General features: G+C 56.6%; 18 protein-coding genes and 1 pseudogene. 10 read left to right on the top strand and 9 right to left on the bottom strand.

Going from position 1 to position 20,289, the window contains the following annotated elements; all coding sequences use genetic code 11:
• Positions 1 to 16: 16 nt before the first annotated feature.
• The 4 genes from DCH402_RS18640 to DCH402_RS22675 all read right to left on the bottom strand — a co-directional run bounded on the left by DCH402_RS18640 (position 17) and on the right by DCH402_RS22675 (position 3,769).
• Positions 17 to 1,177 carry a glutathionylspermidine synthase family protein gene (locus DCH402_RS18640; RefSeq protein WP_040002762.1) on the bottom strand — a complete coding sequence of 387 codons (1,161 nt, stop codon included), beginning with the start codon at positions 1,175 to 1,177 and terminating at the stop codon, positions 17 to 19.
• Positions 1,178 to 1,188: 11 nt separating this feature from the next.
• Entirely contained in the window at positions 1,189 to 1,938 is a 750-nt protein-coding gene (locus DCH402_RS18635) for a DUF1190 family protein (protein ID WP_040002760.1), read from the bottom strand.
• 189 nt (positions 1,939 to 2,127) lie between these two features.
• The gene (gene tolC, locus DCH402_RS18630) at positions 2,128 to 3,540 is read right to left on the bottom strand and encodes an outer membrane channel protein TolC (RefSeq protein ID WP_040002759.1); all 1,413 of its coding nucleotides are present in this window, start codon (positions 3,538 to 3,540) and stop codon (positions 2,128 to 2,130) included.
• 88 nt (positions 3,541 to 3,628) lie between these two features.
• Complete coding sequence (locus DCH402_RS22675; RefSeq protein WP_161624085.1) at positions 3,629 to 3,769, bottom strand: hypothetical protein; 141 nt, start codon at positions 3,767 to 3,769, stop codon at positions 3,629 to 3,631.
• Between the two features lie 174 nt (positions 3,770 to 3,943).
• Between DCH402_RS22675 and nudF the strand changes: the two genes are divergently transcribed.
• From nudF to ftsP, 9 genes and pseudogenes are all read left to right on the top strand, one after another.
• Positions 3,944 to 4,579, top strand: coding sequence for an ADP-ribose diphosphatase (gene nudF, locus DCH402_RS18625; RefSeq protein ID WP_033577563.1), 636 nt, complete (start codon positions 3,944 to 3,946; stop codon positions 4,577 to 4,579).
• Positions 4,579 to 5,001: a DUF1249 family protein gene (locus DCH402_RS18620; RefSeq protein WP_081639069.1), complete on the top strand. Its 423-nt coding sequence runs from the start codon at positions 4,579 to 4,581 to the stop codon at positions 4,999 to 5,001. Before nudF ends, DCH402_RS18620 begins: the two co-directional genes overlap by 1 nt.
• Before the next feature lie 113 nt (positions 5,002 to 5,114).
• Complete coding sequence (gene cpdA / locus DCH402_RS18615) at positions 5,115 to 5,942, top strand: 3',5'-cyclic-AMP phosphodiesterase (protein ID WP_040002758.1); 828 nt, start codon at positions 5,115 to 5,117, stop codon at positions 5,940 to 5,942.
• Positions 5,942 to 6,523: an esterase YqiA gene (gene yqiA / locus DCH402_RS18610; RefSeq protein WP_040002756.1), complete on the top strand. Its 582-nt coding sequence runs from the start codon at positions 5,942 to 5,944 to the stop codon at positions 6,521 to 6,523. Before cpdA ends, yqiA begins: the two co-directional genes overlap by 1 nt.
• 186 nt (positions 6,524 to 6,709) lie before the next feature.
• A complete protein-coding gene (gene parE / locus DCH402_RS18605) occupies positions 6,710 to 8,605 on the top strand; it encodes a DNA topoisomerase IV subunit B (protein WP_040002755.1) in 1,896 nt (631 codons plus the stop codon).
• Positions 8,606 to 8,617: 12 nt separating this feature from the next.
• Positions 8,618 to 8,799 (top strand): annotated as a pseudogene (locus tag DCH402_RS21750) (LysR family transcriptional regulator); the annotation flags it as partial.
• Between the two features lie 42 nt (positions 8,800 to 8,841).
• Positions 8,842 to 11,118: a DNA topoisomerase IV subunit A gene (gene parC, locus DCH402_RS18600; protein ID WP_040002754.1), complete on the top strand. Its 2,277-nt coding sequence runs from the start codon at positions 8,842 to 8,844 to the stop codon at positions 11,116 to 11,118.
• A gap of 232 nt (positions 11,119 to 11,350) precedes the next feature.
• Positions 11,351 to 12,088, top strand: coding sequence for a 1-acylglycerol-3-phosphate O-acyltransferase (locus DCH402_RS18595; RefSeq protein ID WP_015848077.1), 738 nt, complete (start codon positions 11,351 to 11,353; stop codon positions 12,086 to 12,088).
• 87 nt (positions 12,089 to 12,175) lie between these two features.
• Positions 12,176 to 13,588 carry a cell division protein FtsP gene (gene ftsP / locus DCH402_RS18590; protein ID WP_040002752.1) on the top strand — a complete coding sequence of 471 codons (1,413 nt, stop codon included), beginning with the start codon at positions 12,176 to 12,178 and terminating at the stop codon, positions 13,586 to 13,588.
• Positions 13,589 to 13,635: 47 nt separating this feature from the next.
• On the opposite strand, the gene dkgA is transcribed toward ftsP, so the two are convergent.
• The 3 genes from dkgA to DCH402_RS18575 form a co-directional block, all read right to left on the bottom strand.
• Positions 13,636 to 14,481 (bottom strand): 2,5-didehydrogluconate reductase DkgA, encoded by an 846-nt coding sequence (gene dkgA / locus DCH402_RS18585; protein WP_040002750.1) that lies wholly within the window; start codon positions 14,479 to 14,481, stop codon positions 13,636 to 13,638.
• A gap of 258 nt (positions 14,482 to 14,739) precedes the next feature.
• Complete coding sequence (yqhD, locus tag DCH402_RS18580; RefSeq protein ID WP_040002748.1) at positions 14,740 to 15,903, bottom strand: alcohol dehydrogenase; 1,164 nt, start codon at positions 15,901 to 15,903, stop codon at positions 14,740 to 14,742.
• Between the two features lie 85 nt (positions 15,904 to 15,988).
• Complete coding sequence (locus DCH402_RS18575; RefSeq protein WP_040002746.1) at positions 15,989 to 16,729, bottom strand: NADPH-dependent oxidoreductase; 741 nt, start codon at positions 16,727 to 16,729, stop codon at positions 15,989 to 15,991.
• A gap of 317 nt (positions 16,730 to 17,046) precedes the next feature.
• On the opposite strand from DCH402_RS18575, the gene DCH402_RS18570 reads away from it, so the two are divergent.
• Positions 17,047 to 17,961 carry an AraC family transcriptional regulator gene (locus DCH402_RS18570; RefSeq protein ID WP_050583333.1) on the top strand — a complete coding sequence of 305 codons (915 nt, stop codon included), beginning with the start codon at positions 17,047 to 17,049 and terminating at the stop codon, positions 17,959 to 17,961.
• A 130-nt stretch (positions 17,962 to 18,091) separates the two neighbouring features.
• On the opposite strand, the gene DCH402_RS18565 is transcribed toward DCH402_RS18570, so the two are convergent.
• Together DCH402_RS18565 and metC are read right to left on the bottom strand one after the other, a co-directional pair.
• A complete protein-coding gene (locus DCH402_RS18565) occupies positions 18,092 to 18,751 on the bottom strand; it encodes a DedA family protein (protein ID WP_040002743.1) in 660 nt (219 codons plus the stop codon).
• 254 nt (positions 18,752 to 19,005) lie between these two features.
• A complete protein-coding gene (metC, locus tag DCH402_RS18560; RefSeq protein WP_015848071.1) occupies positions 19,006 to 20,199 on the bottom strand; it encodes a cystathionine beta-lyase in 1,194 nt (397 codons plus the stop codon).
• Positions 20,200 to 20,289 lie beyond the last annotated feature (90 nt).

The raw sequence follows: 20,289 nt of genomic DNA, 5'->3' as shown, positions 1-20,289 counted from the left end.
CGGCCAGTCGTGGGCATTAATCCAGAATGATATGCGGATAGAAGCGGGACAAATCCTGAGTAATCAGTTCCCGGTCTTCCCGTAGCCCGATACCGCAAGGGGTGTCGCCCACCAGCCAACTGCCGATCAGCGTATAGCTGTCGTTAAATCTGGGCAGCGGATGGAATTGTTGCACGATGGAACCTTCCTCGCCGTAGGGGCCGTCCACCGCTGCTACCTGTTCACCTTGCCGATAAATCTGGATGTTGGCACCTTCGCGGGAAAATAGCGGTTTGACTACGTAGTCACTCATGGCCGGCGGGTTGTCTTCGGTGAAATAGGCCGGCAGCAGGTTGGGATGGTTTGGGAACATCTGCCATAACAGCGGCAGTAACGCTTTGTTGGAAAGCACGCTTTTCCAGCCCGGCTCCAGCCAGCGTACCCCGGCGTCCGCCAGCTTGGTGGAGAAGGTTTCGCGTAGCATGAACTCCCACGGATAGAGTTTGAACAGGTTACCGATGGTGTTGTCCTGCAAATCGGTAAATTGACCGCGATCTCCCAGACCAATCTCGTCGATGTACAGGAACTGACTCGGAATGCCCGCTTCCTGCGCACAGTCTTGCAGATACTGAACCGTCCCGCGATCTTCTTCCGTATCCCGACAGCAGGTGAAATGCATACGGCCGAAACCGTGATGGGTACGCAGATACTCAAAACGTTCGATCAGCTTTTCCTGCAGGCTATTGTATTGATCGGCATTCGGCGGCAAGTGGCCAGCCTGAATCTGATCTTCCAGCCAGATCCACTGAAAGAATGCCGACTCGTACAAAGAGGTTGGCGTATCGGCGTTATTTTCCAGTAATTTTGCCGGGTGCTTGCCGTCGTAAGCCAGATCCAGCCGCGCGTACAGCGCAGGCTGACGCGATAGCCAGGAACCGCGCACGAAGTCCCAGGTGTGGCGGGGAATTCGGAATTTGGTCAGCAGCGCTTCGCTGTTGACCACTTTATCGACCACCTGCAGACACATCTGGTTCAGTTCGGCGGTAGTCTCTTCCAGCTCTTCAATTTGCGCCAGCGTAAACTGGTAACAGGCGTCTTCACACCAGTAGGGCTCGCCATACAGAGTGTGGAAGCTGAAGCCATATTCAGCCGCTTTTTCCCGCCAGTTCGGGCGTTCGTTAATCGCAATACGTTTCATAGCAGGCGACCTTATCCCCCAAAGGAGCGACGAATCGGCGTTTCACTGCTGGTTGAGCGGGAGCCGGTGCCGCTGGTGGAACTGTTTGCGGCACGATCTTTATCCCGATTGTCGGTCATATTGGCCGCCGGCGTGCTATTGAGTTTATTCACCGTGTCGCCAAAGCCGCCTCGGGTGGTGGTGATGCTGGATGGCTTAACGCTGGAGGTCGGTTTGGGCGTCAGTGTGTCTTTAGGAACGCTGATGTTCTGCCCGGTCGTAGCGCCGTAGCTTTTACCGCTGGCATCCACATAGCTGCCGCTGGCCGGATTATTGGGTGTATTCGGACGGAAGACCGGTTGTTGGGCAAAATTGTTGCCGCCCATCAGTTTCCCCATCATGAACCCAGCCATGAGCGGCATCCAAAAACTACCGCTTTGCTGCGGCGCGGCACTGGCCGTGGTACTTGAACCTGAACCTGAACCTGACTGGGTGCACTGGCTTTCGCCGAATGCCGCCACGCACTCTTCACGCGTGGCGTATTTGGGCGCGGTTCTTTCCGCCTCTTTTAACGCGTTGTTATAAGTGGCGCTGCACTGATCTTTCATCGATGGATTGGCACGGGAACAATCGTCCGCATTCTGATAGAGCGAGACGGTTTCATCGGATTTTTCGCAGCCGGCGAGGATGAACACGGTACTGACCGCCAACGCCATGGGGGCAATGCGGTAACCCCAGCGTTTACGAAAACGAGCGTGGTTAATGTCTGATGTTCTTTTCATCGGTTAGTCCCAGGGGGAAAAGGGCATCATGCCCATCATGTTAATAATAAGTATGCAGGTATAAAGCGTGGTTAAGCATAGGAGAAGGGCGAGCGGCTTGTAAAGCTCCGACGCCTTGGGAAAACAAAACGCCGTTTACCTACCGCCGCCATAAAACAGGGGAACCGAGCGGGTTCCCCTGTAATACGACTAGGGCTTGGCCTTGGCGGGGGTTTTGGCCGTGACCGGGGTTGCGGCCGGTGCCGGCGCATCGTCGCCGATGGCGGCAGACGTAGAAACCGGTTTACCCAGCATGGTGTTCAGCGTACGCAGATCGTCTTCATTCAACGTACCGAGCGCTTGCTTGAGGTTCAACTGGTTAATCAGATAGTCATAACGTGCGCCGGACAATTGCTGTTTGGCGTTGTACAGCGTGGTGGTGGCGTCCAGCACATCAACGATGGTACGGGTACCCACCTGATAACCGGCTTCCATCGCATCCAGCGAGCTCTGTGCAGAGACTACCGCCTGTTTGTAAGCGTTAACGCTACTGATGGAGGAGGAAATGTTGTTATGTGCGGAACGCAGCGTCTGGATCACCGAACGGTGCGCGCTTTCCATGTTCTCACTGGAAGCGACAAAGCTGTGCTGCGCCTGTTGCACTCTGGATGAAGTGCCGCCGCCGCTGTAGATCGGTAACGAGAAGCTCAGACCGACCTGATTCTGGCCCACGTAGGTGTCGTTAAAATTGTTGCCGACCGCGTTGGAACCGGAGTAGTTGGTGTTGGTGACGCCGGTGGATGCCGTCAGGTTCAGTGTCGGCATATGGCCGCTTTCCGCCGAGCGAATCTGCTCGCGTGCCAAGTCCTGGCTCAGTCTGGCGGACAACAGGCTGAGGTTACGGTTTTCCGCTTCTTTCAGCAGGCTGTTCACCGCGTCGGGTTTCTGCGGCGCGAAGCGGTCAATATTCAGCCCCGCCAGTTGCGGATAGAATTGACCGGTTACCTGGCGCAGGGTTTCCATGGTGTTATCCAGATTGTTGCGGGCGGTCACTTCGCTCGCCAGCACATTGTCATACTGGGCACGCGCGTTCTGTACGTCGGTGATGGCAACCAAACCGACGTTGAAACGCTGAGTGGTTTGATCCAGTTCGCGGTAGATCGACTGTTTTTGTGCGCTAACGTAAGACAGCGAGTCGATAGCGCGCAGTACGTTGAAGTAGGCGGTTGCGGTGTTCAGCAACAGCGTCTGCTGGGAGGTTTGATAGCTGACGTCCTGAATACCGGCCTGTTTTTCCTGCAGCGTCAAGGCACGCCACAGCGACATATTAAAGATTGACTGGGTGAGCTGCAGCGAAGCGCTGGTCGCATTGCTGTTAATGTCTTTGCGGTCGCGGTAGCCGCTGTTGTAGGTGTAGTCGGCGCCTAAACCCAGTTGAGGCAGCAAGGAAGAGCGCGCTTCATTAATTTTCTCAAAAGCCGCGTCTCGGGTGGCGGCGGCGCTGCGTAAATCCGGATTGGTCGTTTTAGCCTGCTGATAAACCTGTAACAGGTCTTCTGCCTGACTGGCGGCAGTAAATCCACCCAGACTCAGGCTGATGAGAAGTGGGAGCAGTTTCTTCATTTGCATTCCTTGTTGTGCAGCAAAGTTTTTGGGTTGCGCCATCTGGAGACGATATACCTGCCGATTCTATCAGAATCGGCCAATCGAATTAGGTGGCTGATTGTGCCATCTTTTCCTTGCGGTTATCCCAAAAGCCTATTTTACTTAGCGGTTTGGGTTTGGGCACAATGCCCGGCAGCGTGTCGGTGACTGCCCCGGCAAGATGCCGTTCCAGGGGGCGCAAAGACATTGCGTTACTCTCCGGAGCGCCTCATTCTTGCTGGTAGACTTTTCCGTGCCTGATTATCCGTATCGGGCTGGCACGATTGCATGGTGAATATTGCACAAAACGGGGAATGTCTGTCCACGTTTTCGCCACACAACAAATGGCTTACCTGCCGTGTTGTCCACAGGAGTTAAGTTTATGGCGTCCTCAGATACACATCCCGGTACTTTTGCCAAAGATGATGTAGAAATTATTGCACGCGAAACGCTCTATAAGGGTTTTTTTTCACTACAACGTTACCGCTTTCGTCACCGTCTGTTTAACGGCGGTATGAGTGATGAAGTGAGCCGGGAAATTCTGGAGCGTGGTCATGCCGTCGTACTGCTGCCTTATGATCCGGTACGCGACGAGGTGGTGTTGATCGAACAGATTCGGATCGCCGCTTACGATACCAGCGCGTCGCCATGGTTGTTCGAACTGGTGGCCGGCATGATTGAACCGGGCGAAAGTCAGGAAGAGGTCGCGCGTCGTGAAGCGCAGGAAGAAGCCGGATTGGTGGTGCGGCGTTGTCATCCGGCGCTCAGTTATCTGGCCAGCCCCGGCGGCACCAGCGAGCGCCTGGCTATTTGGGTCGGCGAAGTGGATTCCCGCACCGCCAGCGGTATTCACGGGTTAGCGGAAGAGAACGAGGATATCCGCGTACATGTGGTCAGCCGTGAACAGAGCTATCAGTGGGTGGAACAGGGCATTATTGACAACGCCGCCTCTGTCATTGCCTTGCAATGGTTGGCACTGCACCATGAGACATTAAAAAAAGCCTGGGTGGATGGATGATGAAGCGCTATACCCCGGATTTCCCGGAAATGATGCGGTTGAGCGAAGTCAACTTCGCACAATTGCGCCGTTTGCTGCCCCGTAATGAAGAGGTGGGCGCAGCGGTGGTGTATCAGGTCCATAACGCGCGTTATCGTTTAACTATTCTTGAGTCTACCCGCTATACCGCGCTGGTGGAGATTCAACAAATTGCGCCGTCAGTCAGTTACTGGAGCCTGCCGACGCTGGTGGTGCGCTTATATTACGATGCGATGGTTGCGGAAGTGTGTTCCAGTCAGCAGATCTTCCGCTTTAAGGCACGTTATGATTATCCGAATAAGAAGTTACATCAGCGTGACGAAAAGCATCAAATTAATCAGTTTCTTGCCGACTGGCTAAGATATTGCCTGGCGTGTGGTTCAATGTCGGTTCCCGTTCACTAGACATATATCCGCCATCCTTTAGATTGCAGGGGCGTTGGTCGCTTTGCTGCATGTGGGGTATTTAAGGGTAGAGAAGATTTGTTAGGCAGATTGCAAAGACCCAAGGACACTATTTGGAAAGCCTGTTGACACTTCCTGTGGCGCGTGGGGCCAGAATCAGGATTTTACAAATAACAGATACCCACCTTTTTGCCGACGAGCAGGGGACTCTGCTCGGCGTGAATACTTACCGCAGCTATCAGGCGGTGCTGGCGGCCATCGCGGCACAGCAACTTGATGTTGATTTGATTACCGCCACCGGAGATTTGGCGCAGGACCATACGCAGGACGCGTACACGCATTTTGCTCATGGTATCCGTCGTTTTAATGCGCCTTGTGTCTGGTTGCCCGGCAACCATGACTTTCAACCCGCCATGGTGGATGTGCTGGCGCGTTCGGGTATCGTACCTTCCAAACATGTGCTGCTGGGCGATCACTGGCAGGTCATCCTGCTAGATAGTCAGGTGTTCGGCGTACCGCACGGCGAGCTGAGCGAATACCAACTGGAGTGGCTGGAGCGCAGCCTGCTCAGTCAGCCGGCGCGTCATACGTTACTGATGCTACACCATCATCCGTTACCGTCAGGTTGTACCTGGCTTGATCAACATAGCCTGCGCAATGCTCACAGTCTGGACGCGTTGCTGGTGCGCTTCCCGCAGGTGCGTACCGTATTGTGCGGCCATATTCATCAGGAAATGGATCTATACTGGAACGGCCGCCGCCTGCTGGCGACGCCATCGACTTGCGTACAATTCAAACCGCACTGCACCAATTTCACCATTGATAATGTCGCACCCGGCTGGCGCTATCTGGAACTATTGCCGGATGGCGGAGTGGAAACCCAGGTATGCCGTCTTGATGGTAATGAATTTTTGCCGGATATGGATTCGGACGGTTACTGATGCCCACCCTGCTTTATCTTCACGGTTTCAACAGTTCGCCTTTGTCAGCCAAAGCCACGGCGTTGCAGCGGTGGCTGGCGGAGCACCACCCCCAGATTGACATGTTGGTGCCGCAATTGCCGCCTTACCCGGCGGATGCGGCGGAAATGGTGGAACAACTGGTGATGGAGCGAGCCGGACGGCCGCTCGGTCTGGTCGGTTCGTCCATGGGCGGTTATTACGCGACCTGGTTATCCCAACGTTTTCGTTTGCCGGCGGTGGTGGTCAACCCGGCGGTGCGATCTTATGAGCTGTTGCTCGATTTCCTGGGAGAACAGCGTAACCCCTACACCGGCGAGCAATATGTGTTAGAGTCACGGCACATTTATGATCTCAAGGTGATGCAGGTCGAGCCGCTGGAATCTCCGGATTTGCTGTGGTGCCTGCTGCAGACCGGGGATGACGTGCTGGACTATCGTCAGGCTGTGGCCTATTACACCGCTTGTCGTCAAACGGTAGAGTCCGGCGGTAATCACGCGTTTGTAGGGTTCGAACACTACTTTGCGCCGATTATCGACTTCCTCGGGCTCTCGGCAGACTGAGTCATCCTGGCGTCGTCGCGATGACCGGACGGCGCTCATCATCACCCGTATTCCGTCATATCGGGCGGGTCAACATGCTTTGACGGCGTTTTCATCCTGATAATCGACGCTTGGCGTGTTGCCGGCGCCACGTATAATCGCGGAATACCGTCTAACTTTCAAACAACGACAATATTCATTCTAACCATGACGCAATCAAGTTATAACGCTGATGCGATTGAAGTCCTCAGCGGGCTGGAGCCGGTGCGCCGCCGTCCGGGGATGTACACCGATACCACCCGTCCCAACCATCTGGGACAAGAGGTGATTGATAACAGCGTCGACGAAGCGCTGGCTGGCCACGCTCGTCGCATTGATGTGATTCTGCATCCCGATCAATCGCTGGAAGTGATTGACGATGGGCGCGGTATGCCGGTGGACATCCACCCGGAAGAGGGGGTCCCCGCCGTTGAGCTGATCCTGTGCCGCCTGCATGCCGGGGGCAAATTTTCCAACAAGAACTACCAGTTTTCCGGCGGCCTGCACGGCGTAGGGATTTCCGTGGTCAACGCGCTGTCCACTCGGGTGGAAGTGACGGTACGTCGCGACGGTCAGGTCTACGACATCGCTTTTGAAAATGGCGACAAAGTACAGGATCTGACGGTAACCGGCACCTGTGGGCGCCGCAACACCGGCACCCGGGTACGGTTTTGGCCTGATGTGAGCTTCTTCGACAGCCCGCGCTTTTCCGTGTTGTCCCTGACGCATCTGCTGAAAGCCAAGGCGGTGTTGTGTCCCGGTGTGGAAATCGTCTTTAAAGACGGCGTGAACGATACCGAACAACGCTGGTGTTATCAGGGCGGCCTGAGCGATTACCTGTGCGAAGCCGTCAACGGGCTGCCGACGCTGCCGGAGAAACCGTTCGTCGCCGCGATTCCCGGCGATACCGAAGCGGTAGAGTGGGCGCTGTTATGGTTGCCCGAAGGCGGCGAGTTGCTGACGGAAAGCTACGTTAACCTGATTCCGACCCTGCAAGGCGGGACTCACGTCAACGGATTGCGACAAGGGTTGCTGGATGCGATGCGTGAATTTTGCGAATTCCGCAATATGCTGCCGCGCGGCGTCAAGCTCAGCGCGGAAGACATCTGGGAGCGTTGCGCTTATGTGCTATCGCTGAAGATGCAGGACCCGCAGTTCGCCGGTCAGACCAAAGAGCGGTTATCGTCGCGCCAGTCGGCGGCGTTCGTTTCCGGCGTGGTTAAAGATGCATTTAGCCTGTGGCTGAACCAGAACGTACAGGCGGCGGAACAGTTGGCGGAGATGGCTATCTCCAGCGCCCAGCGGCGTATGCGCGCCGCCAAGAAAGTGGTGCGTAAGAAACTGACCAGCGGTCCGGCGCTGCCCGGCAAGCTGGCGGATTGTACCTCGCAGGATCTGAGCAAGACCGAGTTGTTCCTGGTGGAAGGGGATTCAGCGGGCGGCTCCGCCAAACAGGCGCGCGATCGTGAATACCAGGCGATCATGCCGCTCAAGGGGAAGATCCTCAATACCTGGGAAGTCTCGTCGGATGAAGTGCTGGCATCGCAGGAAGTGCATGATATTTCGGTAGCGATCGGTATCGATCCGGACAGCGACGACCTGAGCCAACTGCGTTACGGCAAGATCTGTATTCTGGCGGATGCGGATTCGGACGGGCTACACATTGCCACGCTGCTGTGCGCGTTGTTCGTGCGCCATTTCCGCGCGTTGGTGCAGGGGGGGCATGTGCATGTCGCCATGCCGCCGCTCTACCGTATCGACCTCGGTAAAGAGGTGTACTACGCGCTGGATGAAGAAGAGAAAGCGGGCATTCTGGAACAGCTCAAACGCAAGAAAGGCAAGCCTAACGTCCAGCGTTTCAAAGGGTTGGGCGAAATGAACCCGATGCAACTGCGCGAAACCACACTCGACCCGAATACGCGTCGTCTGGTGCAGCTCACGATTAATGAGCAGGACATTGAGCAGACGCTGGCGACCATGGATATGCTGCTGGCGAAAAAACGCTCCGAAGATCGCCGCAACTGGTTGCAGGAGAAGGGCGATAAGGCAGAGCTTGACGTCTGACGCCGGGGCATGATGAAAATCACGCTGGAAGAGATGCAGGCATTTGTCGCGGTGGTGGACAGCGGGTCCGTCACCGCCGCTGCCGGACAGCCTGGGCAGACCGCGTCCGGGATCAGCCGGGCGCTGGGCGGCTGGAAAGCAAACTCGGCATGAGGTTGCTGCACCGCGTGGCTCATCACCTAAAAATAAGCGAGTTTTTTTGAACATGGCCATACGCCACGGTTTAAGGATTATTAATGAGTGACATGACTCATGACGGCGCAGAGCGTCTTGCGCTGCACACGTTTACTGAGAACGCCTATCTGAACTACTCCATGTACGTCATCATGGACAGGGCGCTCCCCTTTATCGGCGACGGCCTCAAGCCGGTTCAGCGTCGTATCGTGTACGCAATGTCTGAACTGGGGCTGAACGCCAGCGCCAAATTCAAGAAATCTGCCCGTACGGTGGGCGACGTGCTGGGTAAATACCACCCGCACGGCGACAGCGCCTGTTACGAGGCGATGGTGCTGATGGCGCAACCCTTCTCCTATCGTTACCCGCTGGTGGACGGCCAGGGTAACTGGGGGGCGCCGGATGATCCCAAGTCGTTCGCCGCCATGCGTTATACCGAATCCCGCTTGTCGAAGTATGCCGAAGTGCTGCTGGGCGAGCTGGGACAAGGCACGGTGGATTACGTGCCGAACTTTGACGGTACGTTGCAGGAGCCGAAAATGCTGCCTGCCCGCTTGCCCAACATTCTGCTCAACGGTACTACCGGCATCGCGGTCGGCATGGCGACCGATATTCCGCCGCATAACGTGCGTGAAGTGGCGGCGGCGGCGATGGCATTGATCGACGAGCCGGACACGTCGCTGGAGGCGCTGCTGCGTCACGTACAGGGGCCGGATTTCCCGACCGATGCGGAAATCATCACCCCGCGCGACGAGATCCGCAAAATGTACGAAAGCGGCCGCGGCTCGGTGCGTATGCGGGCAGTATGGAAGAAAGAGGACGGCAGTGTGGTGATCACCGCGCTGCCGCACCAGGTATCGGGTGCGCGGGTGCTGGAGCAGATCGCCAGTCAGATGCGGGCCAAGAAGTTGCCGATGATCGACGACTTGCGCGACGAATCCGACCATGAGAATCCGACCCGGCTGGTGCTGGTGCCGCGATCCAACCGCATCGACTTCGATCAGGTGATGAACCATTTGTTCGCGACCACCGATCTGGAAAAAAGCTACCGCATCAACATGAACATGATCGGTCTGGATGGCCGCCCCGCCGTGAAAGGACTGCGGGAAATCCTGACCGAATGGCTGACGTTCCGCCGCGATACCGTGCGCCGTCGGCTGAACTTCCGGCTGGATAAGGTGCTCAAGCGCCTGCATATTCTGGAAGGGTTGTTGATTGCGTTCCTGAATATCGATGAAGTGATTCATATCATCCGTAACGAAGATGAACCGAAACCGGTGTTGATGGCGAAATTCGGCCTGAGCGATACCCAGGCTGAAGCCATTCTGGAATTGAAACTGCGTCATCTGGCCAAACTGGAAGAGGTGAAGATTCGCGGCGAGCAGGATGAACTGGCGAAAGAGCGCGACCAGATTCAGGCGTTGCTGGCGTCGGAACGCAAGATGAACACCCTGCTGAAAAAAGAGATTCAGGAAGACGCCAAAGCCTACGGCGATGATCGCCGTTCACCGCTGCATGAACGCGGTGAAGCCAAAGCCATGAGCGAGCATGACCTGTCGCCGTCTGAACCGGTGACCATCGTGCTGTCGGAAATGGGTTGGGTGCGTAGCGCTAAAGGCCACGACATCGATCCGTCCGGCCTGAGTTACAAGGCGGGCGATGCTTACCGCGCCGCCGCCCGCGGCAAGAGTAATCAGCCGGTAGTCTTTATGGATTCCACCGGGCGCAGCTATGCGCTCGATCCGCTGACGTTGCCGTCGGCACGCGGTCAGGGCGAGCCGTTGACCGGTAAGCTGACGCTGCCGCCGGGCGCTACCATCGAGCAGGTGCTGATGGCGGCGGATAACCAGCGGTTGCTGCTGGCTTCCGACGCCGGTTACGGCTTTATTTGTACCTTTGCCGATCTGGTGGCGCGTAACCGGGTAGGGAAAGCGGTGTTGACCCTGCCGGACCATGCGCGTGTTCTGCCGCCGCTGGAGTTGCAGCGTGATGATGAGCTGCTGCTGACCATTACTGCGGCCGGCCGTCTATTGCTGTTCCCGGTCGCCGACCTGCCGGCGTTATCCAAAGGGAAGGGCAACAAGATTGTCTCGATCCCGGCGGCGCAACTGGCCAGCGGCGATGATCGGATATTGTGGCTGATGGCTATCGCGCCGCAATCGTCCGTTACCTTGTATGCCGGTAAGCGCAAGTACTCGCTACGCCCGGAAGAGCTGCAAAAGTATCAGGCCAGCCGCGGGTGCAAAGGTACGGCGCTGCCGCGTGGTTTACAACGGGTCGATCGCATTGAGGTCGAGTCGCCGGCCGGTATTGCAAGCGCCGGCGGCAGCGAAGAATAGCGTTTGTTGCGAAAGCTGGGGACCGTTACCTGTGTGGTCCTCGGCTGTGCGCCCTGTCCTGTCGAGGGGATGATGCCGGGATGGTCATTCCCGTCACGATTCCCTTTCGTTATATCCCGTTCGTCCGATGGTTGCCTTGGGGTTGGTCACGCGGTCTGCTGCGGCAAGGTTCGCCGTGTGTTTTACCGCGAAGCCGCTATACTAGCGGCGGCTGTTGGTTAATGAGGTTGCTATGTTATTTATTCTCCGGTTTTTGGTGGTGATCGTCTTTTCTGTTGTGGTTTGTCTGTTCGGCTTTGTGTACTGCCTGTTTACCCCCAAAGATCCCCGCCATGTTTCCCGGTTTGGGCGAATGTTCGGGCGTTTATCGGTGGTGTTTGGCCTCAAGGTGGAGATCCGTTGTCCGGAAGAGTCGCGCGTTGAGGGGAACTGCATTTATATTGCCAACCATCAGAACAACTACGACATGGTAACGGCGGCAAATGTGGTGATGCCGCGCACCGTGACGGTGGGTAAGAAAAGCCTGGTGTGGATCCCGTTTTTCGGCCCGCTGTACTGGCTGGCCGGTAATCTGTTGATTGATCGTGATAATCGAGCCAAAGCCCATGGCACCATCACCCAGGTGGTGAAGCATATTAAAGAGCGCAATATCTCGGTATGGATGTTTCCGGAAGGCACCCGCAGCCGCGGCCGTGGCCTGCTGCCGTTTAAGACCGGTGCGTTCCATGCTGCAATTGCCGCCGGCGTGCCGGTGGTGCCGATTTGTGTGTCCAGCACTCACAATAAAGTGAAGCTGAACCGCTGGAATAACGGCCATGTGATTATTGAGTTATTGCCGCCGGTGGACTGCAGTGGCTACAACAAAGAGCAAGTGCGTGAACTGGCCGCCCATTGCCATGACCTGATGGCGGCGAAAATCGCACAACTGGATGCCGAAGTCGCACAACGCGAAGCGGCTGAAAAACGCTGAGTCAGCGCGAGGATGCGCGGCGTGACCTTGCGGGCGGAATAATAGCCCGGTATGGAGTAAAGGATTGAACAGGTTTTTGGAGTCATTATGTCATTGAGTCGGCGTCAGTTTCTTCAGGCTTCAGGTATTGCGCTATGTGCCGGTGCAATGCCGCTGACGGCCAGAGCCGATGGCGGTAGTAAAACCCCGCTGCCTATTCCGCCGCTGCTGGAGTCTCGCCGCGGGCAGCCGGTCTTTCTGACCATGCAACGGGCGCACTGGGCGTTTTCCGGTGAGCGTAAAAACCCGGTGTGGGGATTTAACGGCCGCTATCTTGGCCCGACCGTGCGGGTGTTCAGTGATGACGACGTCAAGCTGGTCTACAGCAACCGCCTGAATGAGCCAGTGTCGATGACCGTCAGCGGCTTGCAGGCACCGGGGGCGCTGATGGGCGGCGCAGGACGCATGATCCAGCCCAATATGGACTGGTCGCCGGTGCTGCCGGTACGTCAGGCGGCGGCGACCTGTTGGTATCACGCCAACACGCCTAATCGCATGGCGTCGCATGTCTATAACGGTCTGGCGGGGTTGTGGCTGGTGGAAGATAGCCTCAGTAAGTCGCTGCCGATCCCCAATCATTACGGCGTGGATGATTTCCCGCTGATTATTCAGGATAAACGGCTGGATAATTTCGGCGCGCCGCTATACAACCCACCCGGCAGCGGCGGTTTTATCGGCGATACGCTGTTGGTGAATGGCGCCCGGAACCCGTATGTGGAAGTGTCGCGCGGCTGGGTACGTTTGCGTCTGCTGAATGCGTCCAACGCCCGCCGTTATGTGATGCGTATGAGCGATGGCCGGCCGATGAGCCTTATTGCTAATGACCAAGGTTTTTTGCCTGCGCCGATGGCGCTGAATCAAATCTCGCTGGCTCCCGGCGAGCGCCGCGAAGTGCTGGTTGATATGTCGCAGGGCGATGAGGTGACGTTGACCGCCGGCGAGTCCGCCACCATCATGCAGCGGCTGCGCGGCTTGTTCGAACCCTCTACGATTTTGGTGTCGTCGGCGATATTGACCCTGCGGCCGACCGGCTTGTTGCCGCTGGTGACCAACACGCTGCCGATGCGGCTGTTGACCGATAATATTATCGACGGCGCAGTCAGCCGGACGCGCGAATTTCGCCTGGGCGACAGCCAGCCGGGGATTAACGGCGCCATGTGGGATATGAATCGCGTCGATGTACAAACTCAGGTCGGGCGCTATGAACGCTGGATTGTACATGCCGACCAGCCGCAGCCTTTCCATATTCAGGGTGCGGCATTTTTGGTACGCAGCGTCAACGGCGGCCTGACGCCGCCGGAAGACAGCGGCTGGAAAGACACGGTATGGGTGGAAAATGATGTGGAACTGCTGGTGTATTTCGGCCAGTTTTCCACACCGCAGTTCCCGTTTCTGTATTACAGCCACACGCTGGAAATGGCCGATCGCGGCTCGACCGCTCAGTTGGTAGTGCAGCCCTGACGGCGTCGCCCGTGCCTGTGACGCAGGATACAAGCACGGGTGCCGTATTAGTCTTTGCGCGGCGCGTCGGTGCGCGGTTGGTCAGGGTCCGGCCCCAGACGTTTGCCGCAATCCAGCGTGGCGATTTCACTCAACTCTTCTTTCTCCAGTCGGAAATCAAACACTGCGAAGTTTTCACGAATACGCGCCGGCGTCACGGATTTGGGGATCACCACCAGACCGTTGTCCAGATGCCAGCGAATCACGATTTGTGCCGGCGTCTTACCGTATTTTTTCGCCAGCGCGTGGATCACCGGGTGGTCAAATACACCGTCTCCACCCTGCGCCAGCGGGCTCCAGGACTCGGTCTGGATATGGTGAGTGGTATTCCAGGTGTGCAGCATACGCTGCTGGAACAGCGGGTGTAGTTCTATCTGGTTGATGACCGGCATCACGCCGGTTTCTTCTTTCAGGCGTTGCAGATGGTGTGGGTTGAAGTTGCAGACGCCGACGCTTTTCGCCAGCCCCTGTTCCTTGAGATTGAGTAACCCGCGCCAGGCTTCGACATAGGTATTCTGTTCCGGCAACGGCCAATGGATCAGGTACAGGTCAACGTATTCCAGTTGCAGTTTTCGCAGGCTTTCTTCCAGCGCCTGACGCGGGTGCGCCTGGTCGCTGTTCCATAGCTTGGTCGTGATAAAGATATCGCTGCGTGGAACGGCGGTTTCCTGCAAGGCTTTGCCGACACCCGCTTCGTTTCTGTAGATCGCGGCGGTATCAATAGCACGATAACCGACGTTCAGCGCTTCGGTAACGGCGGTTGTCGCTTGTTCATTGCTGGCTTGCCATACGCCAAGCCCCAGTTGGGGCATGACATGGCCGTCAGCCAGTTTCACCAGAGGTTGCATCGTCATGTCGTTCTCCTTGTTATGCGCCTTCAGCGCCTGGCCGGGGAGGATTCTGTCGGCATGGCGGCAAGGTAGCGATGAGACAACAACGCCGCCGAAACGGCGGCGCATCAGGACTGTTTTTCACACCAGAATGGTTGTTACACCAGAATGATTGTTACACCCAACGCACTTTTCACACTCAACTCGTTTTTCACCTTGGACGGTGCCTGCACGTCTGTGCGGCACCGTGTTAAGTGTAGTCGAAAAGTCGGTGCGTCGCGGTTAGCGGCTGGCTTCGTACACGCGTTTGCTGATGTCCAGCGTGATGTCCTGGTGTTCGCCCAACGCGGTCAGACCGTGCTCTTCCAGTTTCGCGACCAGCGCCGGGATCGAACTGCCGTCCAACTGGTAGTCGGACAGGCGGGTAGGCACGCCCATTTGTTCGAAGAAGGCGCGGGTAGCGGCGATCGCGGCATCAATACGCTGGTCTTCCGTACCATCGCGCAGATTCCAGACGCGCTCTGCGTATTGCAGCAGTTTTTCACGTTTCTGGATGCGACGTTCATTCAGCATGGCCGGCAGTACGATGGCCAGCGTCTGGGCATGATCCAGACCATGCATGGCGGTGATTTCATGGCCCAGCATATGGGTCGACCAGTCTTGCGGTACACCGGCGCCGATCAGGCCGTTGAGCGCCATGGTGGCGCTCCACATGACGTTGGCGCGCACATTGTAATTCTGCTGCTCTTTCAGTGCGCGCGGGCCTTCTTCGATCAACGTCAGCAACAAACCTTCAGCGAAGCGATCCTGCACTTTGGCGTCGACCGGGTAGGTCAGGTACTGTTCGACGGTATGAATGAAAGCATCGACTACGCCGTTGGCGATCTGTCGCTCAGGCAAGGTGTAGGTGACGACTGGGTCGAGTATGGCGAAGCGCGGGCATACCAGCGGATTCATGAACGCTTGCTTGTCGCCGCTGCTCTTGCGGGTAATGACCGCGCCGCTGTTGGATTCGGAGCCTGTTGCCGGCAGGGTCAGTACCACGCCCAGAGGGAGGGCGGTTTCTACCTGCGCACCCCAGGTTTGCAGGATGTGCCACGGATCGTCAGCCGCGGTATAGTTTGCCGCCGCCGCGATGAATTTGGTGCCGTCGGCGACTGAACCGCCGCCTACCGCCAACAGAAAGTCGATTTTTTCCTTGCGAACGATCTCAACCGCCTTCATGAGCGTTTCGTAGGTCGGGTTCGGTTCGATACCGGAGAACTCCAGTACGTTATGGCCTTTCAGGGCGTTGATCACCTGGTCGAACACGCCGTTTTTCTTGATGCTGCCGCCGCCGTAAGTGATCAGGATACGGGCGTCCGCCGGGATTTGGTCAGCCAGTGCGGCGATTTGTCCTTCGCCGAACAGGATTTTGGTCGGGGTATGAAGCGTAAAGTTCTGCATGGTGAATTCCTTTATAGAGTGTTACCGGGCCACAGTAGTGTCACTGGCTCGGATAGCGGATCCAGATAAATGTTATTTGTAAGTGTTACTGATCAAGTTTGAAACCTTGCTGTAACAGCACAGGCAGGACATGGGGGTAATAGACGCGCTGATAGTAGCTGGCGGTATTACTCCCCCAGGCCTCGCCATCGTTGCGTCCCGTTTGCTTCCAATGGTTAATCAGGGTGTGATTGTATTGTTCGATCGTAGTGGCCAACGGCTCCGTGTGGTAGACCTCTTCATGGCGGAAGGTTTCCTGCGGCAGGCGTGGTTTCTGGTGTGCTGGTCGGTCGACATAACCCAAGACCAGCCCTACCACCGGAAACGTCAGTGGCGGCAGCTCTAGCAGTTCAATCATCGCTTGCGGATTACGGCGCACACCGCCTATCGGCACGATGCCCAGACCAAAGGAATGTGCAGCGGCGATCAAGGTACCCAGCGCGATGCCCACATCGGTCGAGCCGGAAATAATGCTTTCAACACTTTCGTGCGCATGTTGGGTATTGCCGCTCATGGCAATACCGGTTGCGGTTTTGTGCATATCCAACACCAGCGTGAGGAATACCGGAGCCTGCGCAATCCAGGGCTGCCCGCCCGCCAGTTCAGCGATACGAGCACGGCGTGCCGGATTGCGGACGACTACGATGGAAACCTGCTGCGAATTCACCGATGTGGGTGCCAGATGCGCACTGTCGATAATGGCGGAAAGCACCTCTTCCGGGATAGGTTTATCCAGGTAACTGCGCTCGCTACGGTGGTGTTTGAGTAGCTCAATGGTGTTATTCATGCGGATTCCTTGTTATATACCCGTCGTTCTCTAGGTTGCCGTGGCATTGGCTTGCTTACCGGCCCATAACCGAGCGTTGCCTTGCGGGATAACGCGTTTTGTCCTGCAACGTGAATGAGTCAGGGATAGATGGCAGAGGGTAAACCACGCTTACCATGATGGTGTGGCGATGAGTTTCATTCTCGGCTTCTCCTGAGATTCCAGCAATGCTCATTTCTCGCCGTGTCTTGCCTTTTTCTGCAAAGATCAGGAGGAAAGGGTGATTCTATCGCCCATCTGTGTCACTTTATTTCCGTTGTCAGTAAGAGGTAACTATTATGCAGAATTCCGATCCTCGCCAGCGTTTAGTCAAACTGGCGATGTTGCATACCAACGGCAACGGCGTGAGTCAGACGCCGATTCCACAGGTCAAAGTTATTTATGCCGACCAGCATGGGGCAAGGGCTCCGGTGCTGTATGACCCGTGTATTGTGATTGTTTTTCAGGGACACAAAGTGGGGTATCTGGGGGACAAGGTTTTCCAGTATGACCCGGACAACTATTTGTTGATGACGGTGCCGTTGCCGTTCGAATGTGAAAGTTTCGCCAGCCCGGAAAATCCGCTGGTGGGGATTTCTATTCGGGTCGATATCCCGATTCTGCAAGACCTGCTGATTGAGATGGGTGATGACAGTTGTGGCGAGAAGCGTCGGCCGGATAGCGCAGGCATCAGCAGCGCACCGCTCGATGAGGCGGTGTTATGTGCGACGGAGCGCTTGCTGGAGGCGATGACCAACACCCGCGATGCCCGAGTACTGGGGCCGTGGATCGTACGTGAAATCCTTTACCATGTGCTGTGCGGGCCTTGCGGCGATTCGCTGCAAGCGCTGATGAATCGCTATAGTCATTTCAGTCAAATCGCCCGCGCGTTGCGCTATATCGAAAACCACTATGCCGATAGTCTCAGTGTGGAGCGGCTGGCGCTGGAAGTGAACATGAGTGTGTCGGCGTTTCACCATAACTTCAAAGCGGTGACCAACACCTCGCCGGTGCAGTATCTGAAGTCTTACCGGTTGCACAAGGCGCGTTTGCTGATGGTGCATGACGGATTGAAGGCGAATACGGCGTCAATGCGCGTCGGTTATGAAAGCTCTTCGCAATTTAGCCGGGAGTTTAAGCGCTTTTTCGGGGCGACGCCGGGTGATGAAGTGGCGCGATTGCGTTCGGGCGCCGGGGTGGTGGAAAGTCACTAAACCGCTTTACGCCGGTGTTGAGCAACGCACGCAAATCCGCAAAGCGGTTACCGGCGATTACCGACGAATAGCAACAGACGAATAGCAACAGCGGAATAGCAACAGAGACTGTTTGCTTCGTCGGTTTTTCTCAGGCCATAGCCCGTCTTTTACGCCAAAGTACCAGCAGCATCCCCACCAGCCCGCTGAACAGCAGCAGCAACGGCAGGATGCACAACGCCGTCATCACCTGGTCTTCATAACGTTTGACCAACGGAATATGGCTAAGCGCATAACCCAGCGTGACAATCCCGCTGACCCACAAGAAGCCGCTCAGCCAGTTGAAAATCTGAAAGCGGGTGCTGCTAAGCCCCGATACCCCGGCGATGGTCGGCAACAGGGTGCGAACAAACGCCAGAAAACGCCCAACCAGCAGTGCAGCCAGCCCATGCTGATGGAACAGATTGTGGGTGCGTTGGTGATAGTGGGCCGGTAACTGATGCAGCCATTTTTTTACCAACCGGGTATCGCCTAACCAGCGCCCTTGCAGGTAGCTTAGCCAGCAGCCGAGACTGGCGGCCACGGTCAGCAGCACCATGGTGGGGATGAAGCTCATCACGCCTTTGGCTATCATGGCGCCGGTCAGCAGCAGCAGGCTGTCGCCGGGCAGAAAGGAGGCGGGCAGCAGGCCATTTTCCAGAAACAGAGTGGTAAAAAGCACGCCATAAATCACCCACACGACGTGGGGATCGGCCAGCGCGCTAAAGTCTTGTCGCCATAGCGCCTGAATAATTTCATGAACAACACTCATATCGCATCCTGTCTGGTTTGCTGTAACCCCTTTGCCGCGTAAATACGCCGCATTAAGAGCCTATCCCGATAGGGCTGGCCAGGTTGCCGTTGGCTGAGCCAATGATGCCTGGCGGGATAGACCCTAATCTTGATAAAGACGAGCATCAGGATAGGGTAAAAAAGGTAAACGTATTGTCATCGTTGTTACTGTTCATCATATACGCTTTACCCGACTTACCACAGCGGCATCAAGGGGCTGGAGGGATAGTGGCGTCACATTTCCTGCAATCTCCTGAAGCCGGCTTCCAAATCGGCTTCCAAATCGTCGCAATCTTCCAGGCCGATATGCAGTCGTACCAGCGTGCCGGTAAAGTCGATGCCGCCGGCCGGGCGAATCGCCGCCAGCTCTTCCGGTTGGTTCGCCAAAATCAGCGATTCGAATCCCCCCCAGGAGTAGGCCATCCGGAAGTGACTGAAGTGGTCGAGATAATGGGCCAGTTGCTCACGGCTCAGTTTCTCTTTCAGGACAAATGAGAACAGGCCATTACTGCCGCTAAAATCCCGTACGAAGAATTCATGTCCTTTGCTACCGGGCAGCGCCGGGTGGTTCACCGTCGCGACTTCCGGGCGGGCAGCCAGCCAGCGTGCAACGCGCAGGCCATTCTCCTGATGCTGTTGCAATCTGACGCCGAGCGTTCGCAGGCCGCGACTGGCCAGATAGGCGCTATCTGCGTCAGCCATCTGCCCCATCAGGTAGGATTGTTCACGCAGTTGATCCCAACAGCGTGCGTTGGCGACGGCGGTGCCAATCATGGCGTCGGAGTGGCCGACGATATATTTGGTGCCGGATTGGATCGAAATATCGACGCCGACATCAAGCGGGCGGAACAACACGCCGGCAGCCCAGGTGTTGTCGATCATGATGACGATGTCCGGGTTAACGCGACGGATGGCCGCGACCATCGCCGGCACGTCATGCACTTCCATCGTAATGGAACCGGGTGATTCCAAAAACACGACCCGGGTATTGGGCTGGATAAGCGTGGCGATATCGGCACCGATCATCGGGTCGAAAAAGGTGGTGCTGATGTTCATTTTAGTCAGCACTTTGTTACAAAAATCCTGCGTCGGTTCATAAGCGGAACCGGTAACCAGCAGATGGTCGCCCGCCGAAACAAATGACGTTATCGCGTTGGCGATGGCGGCTGCGCCGCAAGGATAGAGTGCGCAGCCCGCACCGCCTTCCAGCTCGGTCATCGCGTCCTGAAAAGCGAAATGGGTCAGAGTACCGCGGCGGCCATAAAACAACGCGCCTTTGGCGCGATTGGCGGTGGCGTGTTTTTTATCCTGCACGCTGTCGAAGATCAGCGAAGAAGCGCGCTGGATTACCGGGTTTACCGCACCTTGGGTTACCCGCTTAGTGCGTCCGGCGGCCACCAGCGCGGTGGCGATTTTTTTACTCGTCATTCGGCTTTACCTGTAGCTTAAACATGCCCTGCGTCCATCCCTTTACGTTATCACGGCTGAAGTGACAGGGGGGCGGCTTTTCTCATCAAG

The sequence above is a fragment of the Dickeya chrysanthemi NCPPB 402 genome (assembly GCF_000406105.1).
GTDB lineage: Bacteria > Pseudomonadota > Gammaproteobacteria > Enterobacterales > Enterobacteriaceae > Dickeya > Dickeya chrysanthemi.
The sequence above is the reverse complement of the archived record's forward strand: the minus strand, read 5'-3'. Positions and strand labels throughout refer to the sequence as shown.